The sequence below is a fragment of the Paraburkholderia ferrariae NBRC 106233 genome (assembly GCF_000685035.1).
Lineage (GTDB): Bacteria > Pseudomonadota > Gammaproteobacteria > Burkholderiales > Burkholderiaceae > Paraburkholderia > Paraburkholderia ferrariae.
In genome coordinates this window covers 82,471-99,399 of sequence record NZ_BAYB01000035.1, presented here as the reverse complement: position 1 = coordinate 99,399, position 16,929 = coordinate 82,471, and the positions used below count along the sequence as shown (strand labels likewise).

Below are 16,929 nucleotides of genomic sequence, written 5' to 3'. Positions count from 1 at the left end.
GCGAATCGGCGCAGATCGCGCAGGCGTTCGTCTCGCACGGCTTCCCGACGGTGGACCTGACGGGCGACGAACTCGCCAAGCAGCACGTCCGCTACATGGTGGGCGGGCGCTCGCCGCTGGCGCACGACGAGCGGCTGTTCCGCTTCGCGTTTCCGGAGCGCCCGGGGGCGCTGATGCGCTTTCTCTCGTCGATGGCGCCGGACTGGAACATCAGCCTGTTCCACTACCGCAACCAGGGGGCGGACTACAGTTCGATCCTGGTGGGCATCCAGGTGCCGGCGGCGGACGACGCGGAGTTCGGGCGCTTTCTCGCCACGCTCGGCTATCCGCACTGGGAAGAGACGCACAATCCGGCCTATCGATTGTTCCTCGGCTGAAGGAAAGGGAAAGCAACCGTGGGTGTTTCGCTCTCCGACAAACTCGTGGTAGCCATCTCGTCGCGCGCGCTCTTCGATTTCGAAGAGGAAAACCGCGTGTTCGAGACCGGCGACCTCGCGACCTACGAGGCGCTCCAGCGCGAGCGCCTCACCGTGCCCGCGCAGCCCGGCGTCGCGTTTGCGCTGATCCGCAAGCTGCTCGCGCTGAACAACGGCGCGCGCCACGTGGAGGTGGTGATCCTCTCGCGCAGCGATCCGATCAGCGGCCTGCGCACTTTCAGCTCGTGCCGCGAACACGGCCTGAACGACGTCGAGCGCGGCGTGTTCACGCGCGGGCGCTCGCCGTGGGCTTATCTCAAGCCGCTCAACGCGTCGCTCTTTCTGTCCGCGAATCAGGACGACGTGCGCAGCGCGCTGGCCGCCGGCTTTCCCGCCGCGCGCGTCTTTCCGGAATCGGCGACAATAGCGGGACGCAACGCGAACGAGATTCGCATCGCGTTCGACGGCGATGCCGTGCTGTTTTCCGACGAAGCCGAGCAGATCTTCCAGCATGAGGGCCTTTCCGCCTTCGTGAGCCACGAGCGCGACAACCGCGATCTGCCGCTCGCGCAAGGGCCGCTCAAGCCCCTGCTCGAAGCACTGCACCGCCTGCAGAAGCTCGCGGACGCCAATGCGCAAATGCGCATCCGCACCGCACTCGTGACCGCGCGCTCCGCGCCGGCGCACGAACGCGCGATCCGCACGCTGATGGCCTGGAACATCGAAATCGACGAAGCGATGTTTCTGGGCGGACTCGACAAAGGCCCGTTCCTGCGCGAGTTCGAACCCGACTTTTTCTTCGACGACCAGATCCGCCACTGCGAATCGGCACGCTCGGTCACGGCGACCGGGCACGTGGCCGGCGGCGTGGCGAACAACGCAGCAACCGTAACCAGCGCATCATGACTCTCGAACACTCCCCGCTCGGCAAGCCCGCCGCCTACACCGAACAGTACGACGCCTCGCTGCTGTTCCCGATCCCGCGCGTGGGCGCGCGCGAAGCGATCGGCATCGGCGCGCAACTGCCCTTCTTCGGCACCGATATCTGGAACGCCTACGAGCTTTCGTGGCTCAACGCGCGCGGCAAGCCGCAGATCGCCATCGCAACGTTCTTCATTCCCGCCGATTCGCCCAACATCGTCGAATCGAAGTCGTTCAAGCTCTATCTGGGCTCGTTTGCGCAGACGCCGTTCGACTCCGTGGACACCGTGCGCGACACGCTCAAGCGCGATATCTCGGCGGCGTGCGGCGCCACGGTGGCGGTGCGGCTCGAACAGCCCGGCGCCTTCGGCAAGATCGCGTTCGAAGAATTCGAAGGTCTCTCGCTCGACCGTCTCGATCTGGACGCCGAGGTCTATCACCCCGACGCCACGCTCCTCACCGCAGCCGTCGGCGAAGTGCCGGTGGAAGAGACGCTGTACTCGAACCTGCTGAAGTCGAACTGCCCCGTGACGGGCCAGCCCGACTGGGGCAGCGTGCAGATTCACTACGTGGGGCCGCAGATCGACCAGGCGGGCCTGTTGCGCTACATCATCTCGTACCGCAATCACACGGGCTTTCACGAGCAGTGTGCGGAGCGCATGTTCGTGGACATCATGAAAGCGTGCAAGCCGGACCGCCTCGCCGTGTACGCGCGCTACACGCGCCGCGGCGGGCTCGACATCAATCCGTTTCGCACCAACTTCAACATGCCGATGCCGGATAACGCGCGGCTCGCGCGCCAGTAAAGCGAAGTTGCAAGGGGATGACAGAAGAAGCGCCGGAGCGATCGAAAGTCCGGCGTTTTTTTTACGCCGACTCCGCCACAGGAACCCGCACCTGCCGCCGTCAATGCGGCAGTTCGGCGGCGCCCATGCGCCGCGCGATCACGGCAGCGCGCTGGGCGAGATAGGGCGAATTGCGATGATCGTCGAAGTACTTGGGGCGCGGCAGCATGACGGCAAGGCGCGCCGCCTGCCAGGCCGTGAGCTTCGCGGCCGGGGTGCCGTAGTAGTAATGCGCGGCGGCCTCGGCGCCATACACGCCGTTGCCCCACTCCACCGAATTCAGGTAGATCTCGAAGATGCGCTCCTTGTCGAGCAGCGTCTCCAGCATCCACGTGATGATGAGTTCCTGCCCCTTGCGGATATAGCTTTTCTCGCGGGACAGGAACAGGTTGCGGGCGAGTTGCTGGGTGATCGTCGAACCGCCGCGCACGATGTGCCCGCGCTGCTTGTTCTTCTCCCACGCCTGCAGGATCGCATCGGTCTCGTAGCCGTTGTTGTTGACGAAATTCGCGTCCTCGGAGGCGATGATCGCGCGCTTGAGATTGCGCGAAATCTGCTCGTACGGCACCCACTGGTGCTGGATCGAGAAACCGGGATGGCCGGCGCCCAGTTGCGCTTCGTCGGTACGCATGAAGGCCGTCGATTGCGGATCGACGAAGTTCCACAAGGCGATCTGCGCGAAGTAGAAGACCTGCAGCGCGATCCACGCGATGGCGAAGACCGAGCCCGCGTACGCGAGCCAGCGCAGCGCGCCCGGGCGCCGCGCGGCCTCCTGGCCCGGCATCGCCGCCTTGCGCGTCGGTGCGGTGCGCACGATGCGGCGCGTCAGCCCTGCGCCGCGAGTTGCGCGCGCAGCGCGGCCAGCACCGGCGCGCTGTCGGGACGCACGCCGCGCCACACGTAGAACGATTCGGCGGCCTGCTCGACCAGCATGCCGAGGCCGTCCGCCGCGCGCGCGCCCAGCGACTGCGCGTGCCGCATGAAGACGGTGGGCTGCGCGCCGTACATCATGTCGTAGGCGAGCGTGCCCGTGCCGAACGCGCGCTCGTCGCACTCGGGCAGCGTGGCGTCGAGGCTGCCCGCCGTCGCGTTGACGATCACGTCGTAGGGGCTTGGGTCAATCGCGTGCGGACCGCCGCCGTTGAGGAGGCAGCCTGCCTCGGCCGCCGCCGCGGCGAACTGGCCGATCAGGTCGTGCGCCTTCGCGGCCGTGCGGTTCACGATGGTGATCTCGCGCGGGCCGCGCTCGAGCATCGGCAACACCACGCCGCGCGCCGCACCGCCCGCGCCGAGCAGCAGCACGCGTGCGCCCTTCAGGGCCACGCCCAGGTTCGATTCGATGTCGCGCACGAGACCGAAGCCGTCGGTGTTGTCGCCGAAGATGCCCTCGGCGTCGAAGCGCAGCGTGTTCACCGCGCCCGCCGCCGCAGCGCGCGGCGAGAGCCGGTGCGCGAGCGCGTGGGCTTCGAGCTTGAACGGCACGGTCACGTTCATGCCGCGGCCGCCCGCGGCCCGAAACGCGTTCACTTCGGCAACGAAGCCGTCGAGCGGCGCAAGCAGGCGCCCGTAATCGATGTGCTCGCCCGTCTGGCGCGCGAACTGCGCGTGGATGAGCGGCGACTTGCTGTGCGCGATCGGGTTGCCGATCACGGCATAGCGGTCGGCCGCGAGAGCGGTCTCATCGACGGGCGTCGCGGCACTCATTCACCGGTCTCCGCTGCGTGCTGCGACTGCTGGATTTCCTCGCCGCCGGCCTCGCCCTCGCCGGCTTCCCCCTCGGCCTCAGCCTCGGCAGCGCCGGCATCGGATTCGGCCAGCGCCTCGGCTTCGCTCTCAGCCGATTCTTCCGTGGCTTCGATCAGCTCTTCGTCCTCGCCCGCTTCCTCTTCTTCGGCCCCGCTCGTCACGACGGGCGCGTCGAGCACGCGCAGCATGCGCACCGAAGCCTCGATAGTCAGCTCGTCGATCGACATCACCTCGAGCAGCACGCGCGTGCCGCGCGCGTGCACGCCAAGCGCGGGCACGTGCATGATGAGCGGCACTTCCTCGAAGCGCACGAGATCGTCCTTGATGACCGTCGCCGCGAACTCCCGGCGGTTCTCCTGCTTGAGCCAGCGCAGGCACCAGAAGTACTCCATGCGGCGCTGGTGGTCGGCGTAGGCCGTGTAGGTTTCGTCGAAGCCCTGCACGACGGCGAACAGGTCGGCGTCCTTGGGCTTGAACGGCGCGGCGAGCTTGGCCGCGACGCCGTGCTCCACGCACGCGAGCAATTGCCACTGGTTCACGAGATCGACGTAGCGGCGCAGCGGCGAAGTGCTCCAGGCATACTGCGCAACGCCCAGGCCCTCGTGCGGCGCGGCCGTGGTCTGCATGCGCGTGCGCTTCGGGCCGCTCGGGGCGCCGAACGCGCGCTGCGAGCGGTAGATGCCCGGCACGCCGTGGTCGTGCAGGAAAGCGCCCCACGTCGAATTCGCGAGAATCGCCAGCTCCGCGACAATCGTGTCGAGCGGCGAGCCGCGGCGGCGCGGCGTGATCGTGACGTGCTCGCCGTCCACGTAGAAGTTGAAGTCGGTGTTGCGCTGCACTTCGCGGCGCAGACCGTAGCCGGCGCGCGCCTGCTGGCGCTTCTCGAAGAGCGCCTGCGCGAACGGCCACAGCACGGCGATGTCGTCCTTGTGCGGGTACTCGCCCGTGCCGGCCGCCAGCGTCTCTTCGGTCACGAGTTCGTCGAGCGTGTTGTGGCGCAGGTTGTTCTTCACGAACACGCGCTCAGCGCGCGTTTCGGTGGCCACGATCTCCTGGGTCTCGCGGTTCACGATGGAATACAGCGAGAGCGCCGGGCGCAGGCCGCCTTCCTTGAGCGTGAACGCATCGACGAAATCGTCGGGCAGCATCGTGATCTTGTCGCCGGGCATGTAGACCGTCGAAAGGCGCGTGCGCGCGATCGTGTCCGCCGTATCGCCGCGCTGGATGCCGAGCGCCGGCGCCGCGATGTGGATGCCGATGCGCACGCGGCCGTCGGCCAGATGCTCGATCGAAAACGCGTCGTCGATTTCGGTGGTCGTGACGTCGTCGATCGAGAACGCCTCGACATGCGCCTCGGGCAGATCGTCGGGCAGCACGCCCACCTGCACGGCCGGAAAGCCCGTCCCGTGCGGGAAGAATTCCGCGAGGAAGCGCGCCTCGTGCAGCGCGCGCGGCGAAGCGATGCCGCCGCATTCGAGCATCAGGCGCGGCATCGAAATGCCCCGTGCGGCCGCGGCGGCTTCCAGCGCCTTGTACTCGATCGAATTCTTGTCGGGCTTCGTGAGCAGGCCCAGCGCCTTGCCCTGGAAGGCCTCGGGCAGCTTGGCCGCCTTCAGTTCCTCCTCGAAGCCGGCTTGCACGAGCGCCTGCTGGCGCTTGCGCTCGAGCGAGGCGAGCGCCATCTTGAGCTGCTCTTCGGGCGCGCGCTGATACTGGCCGCGCCCCTTGCGGCGAAAGTACACGGGCGAGCCGTGCAGGCGCAGCACGAGCGAAGCGCGCTCGGTTGCCCCCGACGTCTCGCCGAAGTATTCCGCGGCAAGCGCCGTGAACGGGAATTCGTCGGCCGGCGCGCACTCCCACAGGAAGTCGAGGTCGATCTCCTGCGCGGCGGCTTCCGCCTGCTCCATCAGTTCGCCGGCCGTGGGTTTGTCGAATTCGATCAGCACGTCTTTCGCGCGCACCTTCGCGCGGCGTCCGCCCGGCAACTCGACCTGGAACGCATCGCCCTGGCGCGACAGCACGCTGCCGGCCTTGAAACTACCCGATTCCTCAAAGAAAACGTTCACTCAACACTCACTCTCGTTCAGACTGGCTCGAACCGCTCGTGCCATGCGTAAGACCGGCACGGAAGCGGTGCTGCGCTATATACATATAGGCGTTCGCGCGCGCTGCGCGAAGCCTGAAGACGAATCGACGCGTCAGGGCGCGTCGCACCATGCGATCACGTCATCGACGTAATCGGCGAATTCGCTGATGCCGTGGTCGCTGCCCTCGATCAGCCGCGTGGGCACGTCCGGGTAGTGCGCGAGCATTTCCCGGTAGTCGAGCACCTCGTCGCCCGTCGCGGCGATCAGCCAGTAGCGTTCGGGCTGCGTCACGCGCGCGAGAGCGAGCGAGCGCAACTCGTCCAGATGGCGGGGTTCGACGACGATGCTGCCGCCGCCGTGCCAGAGCGGCTGCTCGCCCAGATACTTCGACAGGTCGCGGTCCGGCACCACCGCGGGGTTCAGCAGCACGGCGCGCCAGCCGTGCTTTTGCGCGAGATACGTCGCGAAATAGCCGCCGAGCGAGCTGCCGATCAGCGTCACGCGCTCGCTTGCCTTGCGTGCATTACCGGCATCGCCGGCATCGCCGCTTCCGTTCGCTTGCAGGCGCGCGGCAATCTCGCGCTCGGCCAGCGCGATCGCCTCGGCCGGCGAGACCGGCAGCATGGGGCAGAGCCATTCGGCACTGCGGCCGAGCCCGGCGAGGCGCGCTGCGAGCAGCCGCGCCTTGAACGACTGCGGCGACGAGCGAAAGCCGTGCAGATAGACGATCACGTGGCGCTCCGCGCCGAAAGCGCATCCAGCAGCTTCTGATGCACGCCGCCAAAGCCGCCGTTGCTCATCACGAGCACCTGATCGCCGGGACGGGCGGCGGCCACCACCGCCTTCACCAGCGCACCGAGATCGTGGAACGCCCGGGCCTTCTCGCCAAGCGGCGCGAGCGCCCCCGCGAGATCCCAGCCGAGCGCGTCCTTGCCGGCCGGCGCGCCGTAGCCGAACACGAGGTCGGCGTCGGCGAGGCTTGCCGGCAACTGGGCCTTCATCACGCCGAGCTTCATCGTGTTCGAGCGCGGCTCCAGCACGGCGAGGATGCGGGTATTTTCACGGCCCACGCGTGTGCGCAGGCCGGCGACCGTCGTTTCGATCGCCGTGGGATGGTGCGCGAAGTCGTCGTAGACGGTCACGCCGTCCACGCTGCCGCGCACTTCCATGCGGCGCTTCACGTTGCGGAAGTCCGCGAGCGAGCGGGCGGCCTGCGCGGGCGGCACGCCCACGCTGCGCGCGGCGGCAATCGCGGCCAGCGCGTTCTGGCGGTTGTGCTCGCCCTGGATCTGCCACGCCACCACGCCCACGCGCGCGCTGTCGTGATAGACGGCGAAACGCTCGTCCACGGGCACGCCGTCTTCCGCGGGCAGCGCCTGCCAGCCGCCGTCCACGCCGAAGCGCTCCACCTCGCTCCACACGCCGCGCGCGAGCACGCGCTCGAGCGCATCCGAGCGGCCGTTCGTCACGATGCGGCCCACGCCCGGGATCGTGCGCACGAGGTGATGGAACTGCGTTTCGATGGCGGCGAGATCGGGGAAGATGTCGGCGTGATCGTATTCGAGGTTGTTCAGCACGGCCGTGCGCGGCCGGTAATGGACGAACTTCGAACGCTTGTCGAAGAACGCCGTGTCGTACTCGTCGGCTTCGATCACGAAGAAGCTCGAATCGGTGAGCCGCGCCGAAACGCCGAAATTGAGCGGCACGCCGCCGATCAGAAAGCCGGGATTCAGGCCCGCGTCTTCCAGCAGCCAGGCGAGCATCGAGCTCGTCGTGGTCTTGCCGTGCGTGCCCGCCACCGCGAGCACCCATTTGTCGCGCAGCACGTGTTCGCCCAGCCACTGCGGCCCCGACGTGTACGGCAGCCCGCGATTGAGAATCTCCTCCATCAGCGGATTGCCGCGCGAGACCACGTTGCCGATCACGTAAAGGTCGGGGTTCAGTTCGACCTGGCTTGCGTCATAGCCCTCGATCAGGCGGATGCCCTGCGCTTCGAGCTGCGTGCTCATCGGCGGATAGACCCCCGCGTCGCAGCCTGTCACGGTGTGGCCCGCGCTGCGCGCGAGCACGGCGAGACCGCCCATGAACGTACCGCAGATGCCGAGGATATGGATGTGCATAAGCCTTGCGCGCCGCGCGGGCGCCGGGAAACGGGTTATTGGGTTTGCCGGGGTGGGGTGAGCGAAGACGGCGGCGTGCGCCGCCGCAGCAAAGGACAGTATTGTACCCGAGGCCCCGCGCGTTTTCGGCGCGGGCCGGGCGGGCCGCCCGGGCTGGCGGCGGACCGCGCCCTCCGGGGACCCCGGGCTTTCTCTAGTATGATTGATGCATGAATCGCAGATCACATTTCGATCCGCAACGCGTGCGCGAGGAAATCGCCATCGCGGCAGCACGGATGATCGCCGAGGACGGACTCGACTACGCAACGGCCAAGCGCAAGGCAGCGCGGCAGGTCGTGGGGGAAACGCGCATCGAAGGCGGCTGGCTGCCCGATAACGACCAGATTGAAGACGAGATCCGCGAATATCAGGCCCTGTTCCAGGGCGAAAGCCAGCCGGCCGTGCTGCGGCGCCTGCGCGAAATCGCGCTCGACTGGATGAAGCGGCTCGACGCCTTCCAGCCCTTCGTGACGGGCGCGGTGCTCAACGGCACGGCGGGCGAGCATTCCGACATCCACTTGCAGATCTTCTGCGACAACCCGAAAGACGTCGCCATCTGGCTGCTGAATGCGAATGTGCAGTATGACGTGTCGGAGACGCGCCATTTCGCGGCGCGCGGCTACGTGGAAACGCTGAGCTTCATCTACAGGACCGCCCGCGACGAGGCGCCAGTGGGCATCCACGTGGCGCTCTACGACACCGACGACCTGCGCGGCGCGGTGCGCGCCGATGCGCGCGGGCGCCTCGCGCGCGCGAACGCGCAGGCGTTGCAGGCGCTGATCGACGAAGCCCGGCAAAGCGACGAAGGCAACGCAAACGGCGGCTCCCCCGCACCCTGACCGGTGCATCCCCCTCAACCAGCACGATCAACTGAAAAGCGCAGCGATGAACATGAAGCGGATTCTGGCCGGCGTCGCGGTGGCGGCGGTGGCCGCCGGCGGCGGCATTCTGGCGGGACATTGGGTCGACGGCGGCAACGCGGGGACGGCCGATGCGGCTTCCGTCGCCACGTCGCAGAACGCGGTCGGCCAGCTCTGGTCGGCGGCGGTAACGACGCCCGACGGCAAGCCCCAGTCGCTCGCTCTCTACAAGGGCCGGCCGATCGTCGTGAACTTCTGGGCGTCGTGGTGCGGGCCATGCGTCGAGGAAATGCCCGAACTCTCGGCCCTTCAGCGCGAGTACGCGAAAAAAGGCATCCAGTTCGTGGGACTCGGCGTCGATTCGAGCGCCAACATCAAGGCCTTCCTTCAGAAAGTCCACGTAGACTACCCGGTCTATGTCGCCGGATTCGGCGGCGCGGACGTGGCGCGCGCCTTCGGCAACACGGCGGGCGGCCTGCCTTACACGGTCGTAATCGACGCGAACGGCAACGTACGCGCGACAAAATTAGGCCAAATCAAGCCGGACGAATTGCGCCGCACGCTCGACGCGCTTTGAAGCAGGGGAAACTTTGGCCTGAGCTTAACGGCCGTACAGCACTTTTTGCCGTGAAATTTACGCTATTTGACGGAAAATCAGGGATTCAGCCGGGCTCCGGACGCGCCTGGGGTCATATCCCCCGTTCGGAAAACTAGACAAATTTCTCTAATCGGCGCTAAAGTTCGCGCAACTCCACGGAAAAGAAGCAACCATGACGCGACTGCTGGTTCTGCACGGCCCCAACCTCAATCTTCTCGGCACCCGGGAACCCGAGGTCTATGGGCGCGTGACGCTCCCGCAGATCGATCAGGCGCTCAGCGACCGCGCCGCGGACGCGGGCGTCGATCTCGCGACTTTCCAGAGCAATCACGAAGGCGCGCTCGTCGATCGCATTCAGGCCGCGCGCGCGGAACATACCGATTTCATCCTGATCAACCCGGCGGCGTATACGCACACGAGCGTGGCGATCCGGGATGCGCTTGCGGGCGTCGGCATTCCGTTCGTCGAAATTCACCTGTCGAACGTGCATCGCCGCGAAGCTTTCCGGCATCACTCGTACTTCTCCGACCAGGCCGAGGGCGTGATCTGCGGCCTCGGCTGGAAGGGCTATCTGTACGCGCTCGAATTCGCGCTCGACCGGCTCGCCGCCGGCAAGAGCGCCTGATTCGCGGGCCGCGCGGGCAGACTGGCCGACGCATCTGACAGACAACACCAATCCCGTGCCGGGGCCCGCACCCCGGCACTTCACGTATTCAAAGGGGCTGCACCATGGATCTACGTAAGCTGAAGACTCTGATCGACCTCGTCTCCGAATCGGGCATCTCGGAGCTCGAAGTCACCGAGGGCGAAGGCAAGGTGCGCATCGTCAAGAATGCGCCGCCGGTGTACGTCCAGCCGAGCGCGCAATACGCCATGCCGGCAGCCGCCCCGCTCGCCGCCCCCGGCCACGCCCCTGCCGAAGCGGCCGCACCGGCCGCCGCAGCGCCGGCCGTCCCGCAGGGCCACGTCGTGACTTCGCCGATGGTCGGCACGTTCTACCGCGCGCCGTCGCCGGGCGCCGATCCGTTCGTCCAGGTGGGCGACACGGTCAAGGAAGGCCAGACGCTGTGCATCATCGAAGCGATGAAGCTGCTCAACGAAATCGAGTCGGACGTGGCCGGCGTGGTCAAGGAAATCCTCGTCGATAACGGCCAGGCCGTCGAATACGGCCAGCCGCTGTACGTGATCGCCTGAAGCTGTCCGCGCTTTTTCCGCACGCGGGAGAAGCGCACGAGTCGCTTGTGGCGCGTGCCGCAGCCTTGCCAGGCTTCGCATGCGCGACCGATCCTCTGAGGCGGCCCGCCCGCGTTTCCGGCGGCGCCCATTGATGAGCCGAATACCCACCATGTTTGAAAAAATCCTCATTGCCAACCGTGGCGAAATCGCGCTCCGCATCCAGCGCGCATGCCGCGAGCTCGGCGTCAAGACGGTCGTCGTCTATTCGGAAGCCGACAAGGAAGCCAAGTACGTGAAGCTCGCCGACGAGGCGGTCTGCATCGGACCGGCTCCGTCGAATCTGAGCTACCTCAACATGCCGGCGCTCATCAGCGCGGCCGAGGTCACCGACGCCGAAGCGATCCACCCCGGCTACGGCTTCCTCTCCGAGAACGCGGACTTCGCCGAGCGCGTCGAGCAATCGGGCTTCGTGTTCATCGGCCCGCGCCCGGACACGATCCGCATGATGGGCGACAAGGTCACCGCGAAGCAGACGATGATCAAGACCGGCGTGCCCTGCGTGCCGGGCTCGGAAGGCGCCCTGCCCGACGATCCGAAGGAGATCGTGAAGATCGCGCGCTCGATCGGCTACCCGGTCATCATCAAGGCTTCGGGCGGCGGCGGCGGCCGCGGCATGCGCGTCGTGCATACGGAAGCGGCGCTCGTGAACGCGGTCAACATGACCCGGGAAGAAGCGGGCCGCGCCTTCGGCAACCCGCAGGTGTACATGGAGAAGTACCTGGAGAATCCGCGCCACATCGAGATTCAGGTGCTTTCGGATTCGTTCAAGAATGCCGTGTGGCTCGGCGAGCGCGACTGCTCGATGCAGCGCCGCCACCAGAAGGTGATCGAGGAAGCGCCGGCGCCGGGCATCGCGCGACGCCTGCTCGACCGCATCGGCGACCGCTGCGCCGACGCCTGCAAGAAGATGGGCTATCTCGGCGCGGGCACGTTCGAATTCCTGTACGAAGACGGCGAGTTCTACTTCATCGAAATGAACACGCGCGTGCAGGTCGAGCACCCGGTCACCGAGCAGATCACCGGCATCGACATCGTGCAGGAGCAGATCCGCATCGCCGCCGGCGAAAAGCTCTCGTTCCGCCAGCGCGACATCCAGCTGAAAGGCCACGCGATCGAGTGCCGCATCAACGCGGAAGACCCGTTCAAGTTCACGCCGTCGCCGGGTCGCCTCACCTCGTGGCACATGCCGGGCGGCCCCGGCGTGCGCGTGGACTCGCACGCCTACAATGGCTATTTCGTGCCGCCGAACTATGATTCGATGATCGGCAAGCTGATCACCTACGGCGCCACGCGCGAGCAGGCGATCCAGCGCATGCGCATCGCGCTCTCGGAAATGGTGGTCGAAGGCATCCAGACCAACATCCCGCTGCACCGCGAACTGATGCTCGACGCCAAGTTCGTCGAAGGCGGCACGAGCATCCACTACCTCGAAAACCGTCTGGCCGAGCGCCAGCAGGTCAAGAAGGAAGAAGCGTAATCCATGAGCTATCGGGAACTGATCGTCGAGCTCGATCGCGAGCGCGCGGAGGAGCTCTCCGACGCGCTGATCGAACTCGGCGCGCTGTCGGTGTCGGTGGAAGACGCCGATGCCGACACGCCCGATGAGCAGCCGCTCTTCGGCGAGCCGGGCCTCACGCCCGAGCGCACCGCATGGCAGCGTTCGCGCGTGATCGCGCTGGTCGGCGACGATCAGGATCCCGCCGTGCTGCTCGCGGCCGCCGCGAACGAGCTGGGGCTCGGCGAAACGCCGAAGTTCTCGCTGCGCGAAGTGGAGGAGCAGGACTGGGTGCGGCTCACGCAATCGCAGTTCGAGCCGATCGCCATCGGCGAGCGCATCTGGGTCGTGCCGTCGTGGCACGACGCACCGGACCCCGGCGCGCTCGTGCTCGAACTCGATCCGGGCCTCGCGTTCGGCACCGGCAGCCATCCCACCACGCGCCTGTGCATGGAGTGGCTCGAACAGAACGTGAAGGCCGGCAATTCGCTCCTCGATTACGGCTGCGGCTCGGGCATCCTCGCGATCCTCGCGAAGAAGTGCGGCGCCGATCCCGTGATCGGCATCGACATCGACCCGCAGGCGGTCGAATCGGCGCGCCACAACAGCGAGCGCAACCGCGCCGAAGTCACCTATGGCCTGCCCGACGACTGTCCGCCGGGCGAGTTCGACATCGTGGTGGCAAACATCCTCTCGAATCCGCTCAAGCTGATGGCTTCGATGCTTTCGTCGCGCGTGAAACCGGGCGGCCGCATCGCGCTTTCGGGCATCCTCGCGCGCCAGGCCGAAGAAGTTGCGCGCGTGTACGAAAGCTGGATCGACATCGCCGTCTGGCGCGAACACGAAGGCTGGGTTTGCCTTGCAGGCACACGGCGCGGGTAGCCGTGGATTGCCAGTAGAATGGCGGGTATCGCCCACCTCCCGGTCCCGGCCCACATGCTCCTCGCAACGCGCTGTCCGTTCTGCGAAACCGTCTTCCGTGTTCAGCCCGCGCAGCTTGCTGCGCGCCGCGGCCTCGTGCGCTGCGGGCACTGCCGGGAAGCGTTCGACGCGTCGGGCAGCCTGTTCGAAGTTGCCGCGGGCGGTGACTTCGCAAGCGCCGTGCCCGTTGCAGCCGACATGGCGGCACGCCTGACGGCGAGCGAACCCGCTTCGTCCAGCGCGGGGCCCGCAACAGCGGCAGCGGCGGCGGCAGAACACACCGCAGCACCCGACTTCTCGAATCGCGCCTGGGACCCGTGGGCACCGCAGCCCGGCAGCGGCAGCGTCGATCCCGGACTGCAGTACACCGCCGATCAATTGTCGCGTACCGGTATGGCGCCGGGCGCCGCGCAAGGCGTCGAGACGAACATCGCCCCCGACGAAGAACCGTCGCTCGCCCCTACGCCGCAGGCTGCGCCGGCTTCCTCGTGGCGCCGCGTCGAACCCGGCCTCACCGAGCCCACGCTGTCGGCAGGCGATGCCGCTGGCGCGCGGGCGCACGATCCCGAGCCCGTGTTCTCGCGCAGCGCCGCTTCATCTCCTTCTTCCGTTTCGCCGGCCGCCGCTTCGTTGGCCGCCGCTTCGCCTGGCGCAGCCGCCGCCGCAGCCGCCCCCGCATTCAGCGCGCTCTCGCCCAACGACGGCGCCGAGCCGTTCGCCGTCACGCGCGAAGCGCCGGCGCGCGCGCCGCGCCGCACGGGCTGGCGCATCGTCGGCGGGCTCGTCGCGCTCGTGCTGCTCGCGCTGCTCGGGGCGCAGCTCGCCTGGTGGCTGCGCGAAACGGTGATGGTGTATTGGCCCGATTCGCAGCCGCTTTACGTTCAGGCGTGCCAGCAGATCGGCTGCCGCGTGATGCCGCCGCGCGACATCGACGGCCTGCAGGTCGAGCCGTCCGACCTGCGCCAGGTGGACGATCCGCACCACCTCGAACTGAAGGTGCCGCTGCGCAATCATTTCAGCGTGGCGCTCGCGTACCCGGCCATCGAGCTCACGCTGCTCGACCGCCAGAACAATGTGGTCGTGCGGCGCGTGCTGTGGCCGCAGGACTACGTGAGTCCCGGCACGCACATCGAAGCCGGCCTGCCCGCGCGCACCACGCAGACGATGATCGTGCGCCTCGACACCGGCAACGTCGTTGCCTCGAACTTCCGCATCGAGATTTTCTATCCCTGATGCCTGTTTCGTTTGCGGCGCCGCACGCCGTGCGGCCCGCTCGTTCCCTGCGTCGGGCGTTGCCGGACGCGCTTTTTCACCCCTGAATGCATTCCCGGAGAGCACATCATGAGTCAAGTTACGCTGGGTGGTAACCCGATCGACGTCGCAGGCACGTTCCCGGCGGCCGGCCAGAAGGCACCGGCGTTCTCGCTCGTTGGCAAGGACCTCAAGCCCGTTTCGCTCGCCGACTTCGCCGGCAAGCGCAAGGTGCTGAACATCGTCCCGAGCCTCGACACGCCGGTCTGCGCCACCTCCACGCGCAAGTTCAACGAATCCGCGGGCAAGCTCGACAACACGGTGGTCGTGGTCGTCTCGGGCGACCTGCCCTTCGCCGCTTCGCGTTTCTGCTCGACCGAAGGCATCGAGAATGTCGTGACGGCCTCGACCTTCCGCGGCCATGACTTCGCCCAGGCCTACGGCGTGGACGTGACGAGCGGCCCGCTCGCCGGCCTGACCGCGCGCGCCGTGGTCGTGATCGACGCGAACGACAACGTCGTGTACGCCGAGCGCGTCTCCGAAATCAAGAACGAACCGAACTACGACGCTGCCCTCGCAGCCCTGAAGTAATCCGGGACCGGCGCGCCGCCTCGCGCGGCGCGCGCGCCCTCATTCCACGCCCTACAGGACATCCCGCCTTGGCTACGCTGATCTGCGGCTCGCTCGCCTACGACAACATCATGACCTTCGAAGGTCGCTTCCGGGAGCACATCCTGCCCGAGCAGGTGCACATCCTGAACGTGAGCTTCCTCGTGCCGACGATGCGCCGCGAATTCGGCGGCTGCGCGGGCAACATCGCCTACGCGCTGCACCTGCTCGGCGGCGACGCGCGCATCATGGCGACGCTCGGCGCCGCCGATGCCGCGCCCTACCTCGAGCGCCTCGACACGCTCGGTCTTTCGAAGGCGCACGTGCGCGTGCTGGCCGACACGTGGTCGGCGCAGGCGATGATCACGACCGACCTCGAGAACAACCAGATCACCGCGTTCCACCCGGGCGCGATGATGCAGTCCCACCTGAACCGCGCCGACGAAGCGCCCGGCATCAAGCTCGGCATCGTCGCTCCGGACGGCTTCGACGGCATGGTCCAGCACGTCGAGCAATTCGCGAAGGCCGGCATCCCGTTCGTTTTCGACCCGGGCCAGGGCCTGCCGCTCTTCGACGCTGCGTCGCTGCGACGCGCCATTGAACTTGCGACGTATGTAGCGGTCAACGATTACGAAGCCAATCTTGTGAGCCATCGAACCGGCTGGTCGCTCGAAGAGATCGCCAGCAAGGTGGACGCGCTGATCGTCACGCGCGGCGAGCATGGGTCGCAGATCTACCATGGCGGCAGCATCGAAGACATTCCGGCGGTGAAGGCCGCCCAGGTGCTGGACCCCACCGGCTGCGGCGACGCGTTCCGCGGCGGCCTGCTCTACGGCATCGAGAACGGCCTCGGCTGGGCGACCAGCGGCCGGCTCGCAAGCCTGATGGGCGCGCTCAAGATCGAACAACAAGGTCCGCAGAACTATGCGCCCACGCGGGCGCAGATCAATGAACGGTTCAAGGAAGCGTTCGGTTACGAACTGCCGAAATGAACACGGGCCCCGCGCGGGGGCCTTTTGGAGCAACGGGTATGAAAACAACGAATCGTCTGATTGTCGGAGTCTTGATCGCGGGTTCGCTCGCGATGTCGGGGTGTGCGTATAACAGCAGTTCGTCCGATGTCTACACGGCGTCGCAGGCGCAGCGCGAAGAAACGGTCCGCATGGGCACGGTCGAGAGCGTGCGTGCGGTGAAGATCAGCTCGAACAACGGCCAGCCGAGCGGTCTTGGCGCGGTTGGCGGCGGTGCGCTCGGCGCCGTGGCCGGCAGCCGGATCGGCGGCGGCACGGGCTCGATCGTAACGGGCATCATCGGCGGTATCGCGGGCGCCGTGGCCGGCAACGCGATCGAGAACGGCGTGGCCATGCGCGACGGCCTGGAGATCACGGTGCGCCTCGACAACGGCGACCTGCGTGCGATCACGCAGACTGCCACCGGCGAAGTCTTCAACGCGGGCGATCGTGTGCGCCTGCTGTCGAGCGGCGGCGTGACCCGCGTCACTCACTAACTACCGGTTTCCCCTGTACCGCGTCGGCGCCTCGCGCCCTACGCGGAACCTCAGGCGCATGTGCTCCCCTGTGCATGCGCCTTTTTTCATGCCTGCGAATTTCACGCCCTTGTGCCCCCGCACTGGCACACCAGGGACTCCATACGGTCCACTGGCTCCTCAGACGGCAAGACTACCGGGCGAAAAAAATCCCGCCGCGGGCAAGCCCGGCGACGGGATCATGTTCGGGCTTCGCAACAGCTCCGAAGCCAGGCGAACTGCGAAGCGCGCGTTATCGA

17 protein-coding genes and 1 pseudogene are annotated in these 16,929 nt (G+C 67.1%); 13 read left to right on the top strand and 5 right to left on the bottom strand.

Annotated elements, in window-relative coordinates:
- The 3 genes and pseudogenes from BFE01S_RS30195 to queF form a co-directional block, all read left to right on the top strand.
- A pseudogene (locus BFE01S_RS30195) lies at positions 1-377 on the top strand (threonine ammonia-lyase, biosynthetic); the annotation flags it as partial.
- A gap of 18 nt (positions 378-395) precedes the next feature.
- Entirely contained in the window at positions 396-1,322 is a 927-nt protein-coding gene (locus BFE01S_RS30190) for a 5'-nucleotidase (RefSeq protein ID WP_028228709.1), read from the top strand.
- Positions 1,319-2,143 (top strand): NADPH-dependent 7-cyano-7-deazaguanine reductase QueF, encoded by an 825-nt coding sequence (queF, locus tag BFE01S_RS30185; protein ID WP_028228708.1) that lies wholly within the window; start codon positions 1,319-1,321, stop codon positions 2,141-2,143. The genes BFE01S_RS30190 and queF overlap by 4 nt, the downstream gene beginning before the upstream one ends.
- Before the next feature lie 100 nt (positions 2,144-2,243).
- Here the strand turns inward: queF and mtgA are convergent, their stop codons facing one another.
- From mtgA to mpl, 5 genes are all read right to left on the bottom strand, one after another.
- Positions 2,244-2,966 (bottom strand): monofunctional biosynthetic peptidoglycan transglycosylase, encoded by a 723-nt coding sequence (gene mtgA / locus BFE01S_RS30180; protein ID WP_028228707.1) that lies wholly within the window; start codon positions 2,964-2,966, stop codon positions 2,244-2,246.
- A gap of 41 nt (positions 2,967-3,007) precedes the next feature.
- Positions 3,008-3,886, bottom strand: a complete 879-nt coding sequence (gene aroE, locus BFE01S_RS30175) for a shikimate dehydrogenase (protein WP_028228706.1) — start codon at positions 3,884-3,886, stop codon at positions 3,008-3,010.
- The gene (locus BFE01S_RS30170; RefSeq protein ID WP_028228705.1) at positions 3,883-5,994 is read right to left on the bottom strand and encodes a ribonuclease catalytic domain-containing protein; all 2,112 of its coding nucleotides are present in this window, start codon (positions 5,992-5,994) and stop codon (positions 3,883-3,885) included. Before BFE01S_RS30170 ends, aroE begins: the two co-directional genes overlap by 4 nt.
- A 132-nt stretch (positions 5,995-6,126) precedes the next feature.
- Complete coding sequence (locus tag BFE01S_RS30165; RefSeq protein ID WP_028228704.1) at positions 6,127-6,747, bottom strand: YqiA/YcfP family alpha/beta fold hydrolase; 621 nt, start codon at positions 6,745-6,747, stop codon at positions 6,127-6,129.
- Positions 6,744-8,135 (bottom strand): UDP-N-acetylmuramate:L-alanyl-gamma-D-glutamyl-meso-diaminopimelate ligase, encoded by a 1,392-nt coding sequence (mpl, locus tag BFE01S_RS30160; RefSeq protein ID WP_028228703.1) that lies wholly within the window; start codon positions 8,133-8,135, stop codon positions 6,744-6,746. Before mpl ends, BFE01S_RS30165 begins: the two co-directional genes overlap by 4 nt.
- A 209-nt stretch (positions 8,136-8,344) precedes the next feature.
- Between mpl and BFE01S_RS30155 the strand changes: the two genes are divergently transcribed.
- The 10 genes from BFE01S_RS30155 (at position 8,345) to BFE01S_RS30110 (ending at position 16,651) form a co-directional block, all read left to right on the top strand.
- A complete protein-coding gene (locus BFE01S_RS30155) occupies positions 8,345-9,013 on the top strand; it encodes a hypothetical protein (protein ID WP_028228702.1) in 669 nt (222 codons plus the stop codon).
- Positions 9,014-9,065: 52 nt separating this feature from the next.
- On the top strand, positions 9,066-9,611 hold the full coding sequence (locus BFE01S_RS30150) for a TlpA family protein disulfide reductase (RefSeq protein ID WP_042339065.1): 546 nt from the start codon (positions 9,066-9,068) through the stop codon (positions 9,609-9,611).
- Positions 9,612-9,804: 193 nt separating this feature from the next.
- Positions 9,805-10,257: a type II 3-dehydroquinate dehydratase gene (gene aroQ / locus BFE01S_RS30145; RefSeq protein ID WP_028228700.1), complete on the top strand. Its 453-nt coding sequence runs from the start codon at positions 9,805-9,807 to the stop codon at positions 10,255-10,257.
- 104 nt (positions 10,258-10,361) lie between these two features.
- The gene (gene accB, locus BFE01S_RS30140) at positions 10,362-10,826 is read left to right on the top strand and encodes an acetyl-CoA carboxylase biotin carboxyl carrier protein (protein ID WP_028228699.1); all 465 of its coding nucleotides are present in this window, start codon (positions 10,362-10,364) and stop codon (positions 10,824-10,826) included.
- Between the two features lie 151 nt (positions 10,827-10,977).
- Complete coding sequence (accC, locus tag BFE01S_RS30135; protein ID WP_028228698.1) at positions 10,978-12,345, top strand: acetyl-CoA carboxylase biotin carboxylase subunit; 1,368 nt, start codon at positions 10,978-10,980, stop codon at positions 12,343-12,345.
- Between the two features lie 3 nt (positions 12,346-12,348).
- Positions 12,349-13,245, top strand: a complete 897-nt coding sequence (gene prmA, locus BFE01S_RS30130; RefSeq protein ID WP_028228697.1) for a 50S ribosomal protein L11 methyltransferase — start codon at positions 12,349-12,351, stop codon at positions 13,243-13,245.
- Between the two features lie 54 nt (positions 13,246-13,299).
- Positions 13,300-14,517 (top strand): zinc-ribbon and DUF3426 domain-containing protein, encoded by a 1,218-nt coding sequence (locus tag BFE01S_RS30125; protein ID WP_028228696.1) that lies wholly within the window; start codon positions 13,300-13,302, stop codon positions 14,515-14,517.
- Between the two features lie 108 nt (positions 14,518-14,625).
- Positions 14,626-15,126 (top strand): thiol peroxidase, encoded by a 501-nt coding sequence (tpx, locus tag BFE01S_RS30120; RefSeq protein WP_028228695.1) that lies wholly within the window; start codon positions 14,626-14,628, stop codon positions 15,124-15,126.
- 68 nt (positions 15,127-15,194) lie between these two features.
- Complete coding sequence (locus BFE01S_RS30115; protein WP_028228694.1) at positions 15,195-16,136, top strand: carbohydrate kinase family protein; 942 nt, start codon at positions 15,195-15,197, stop codon at positions 16,134-16,136.
- A 38-nt stretch (positions 16,137-16,174) separates the two neighbouring features.
- Complete coding sequence (locus tag BFE01S_RS30110; RefSeq protein WP_028228693.1) at positions 16,175-16,651, top strand: outer membrane lipoprotein; 477 nt, start codon at positions 16,175-16,177, stop codon at positions 16,649-16,651.
- The last annotated feature ends 278 nt before the right edge of the window (positions 16,652-16,929 follow it).

Bases quoted from the DNA above. Each gene is read 5' to 3' on its own strand.
- BFE01S_RS30150 (WP_042339065.1), top strand. From the start codon at position 9,066: ATGAAGCGGATTCTGGCCGGCGTCGCGGTGGCGGCGGTGGCCGCCGGC.
- prmA (WP_028228697.1), top strand. From the start codon at position 12,349: ATGAGCTATCGGGAACTGATCGTCGAGCTCGATCGCGAGCGCGCGGAG.
- mtgA (WP_028228707.1), bottom strand. From the start codon at position 2,966: ATGCCGGGCCAGGAGGCCGCGCGGCGCCCGGGCGCGCTGCGCTGGCTC.
- tpx (WP_028228695.1), top strand. From the start codon at position 14,626: ATGAGTCAAGTTACGCTGGGTGGTAACCCGATCGACGTCGCAGGCACG.
- BFE01S_RS30125 (WP_028228696.1), top strand. From the start codon at position 13,300: ATGCTCCTCGCAACGCGCTGTCCGTTCTGCGAAACCGTCTTCCGTGTT.
- BFE01S_RS30110 (WP_028228693.1), top strand. From the start codon at position 16,175: ATGAAAACAACGAATCGTCTGATTGTCGGAGTCTTGATCGCGGGTTCG.
- mpl (WP_028228703.1), bottom strand. From the start codon at position 8,135: ATGCACATCCATATCCTCGGCATCTGCGGTACGTTCATGGGCGGTCTC.
- BFE01S_RS30155 (WP_028228702.1), top strand. From the start codon at position 8,345: ATGAATCGCAGATCACATTTCGATCCGCAACGCGTGCGCGAGGAAATC.
- aroQ (WP_028228700.1), top strand. From the start codon at position 9,805: ATGACGCGACTGCTGGTTCTGCACGGCCCCAACCTCAATCTTCTCGGC.
- accB (WP_028228699.1), top strand. From the start codon at position 10,362: ATGGATCTACGTAAGCTGAAGACTCTGATCGACCTCGTCTCCGAATCG.
- accC (WP_028228698.1), top strand. From the start codon at position 10,978: ATGTTTGAAAAAATCCTCATTGCCAACCGTGGCGAAATCGCGCTCCGC.
- queF (WP_028228708.1), top strand. From the start codon at position 1,319: ATGACTCTCGAACACTCCCCGCTCGGCAAGCCCGCCGCCTACACCGAA.
- aroE (WP_028228706.1), bottom strand. From the start codon at position 3,886: ATGAGTGCCGCGACGCCCGTCGATGAGACCGCTCTCGCGGCCGACCGC.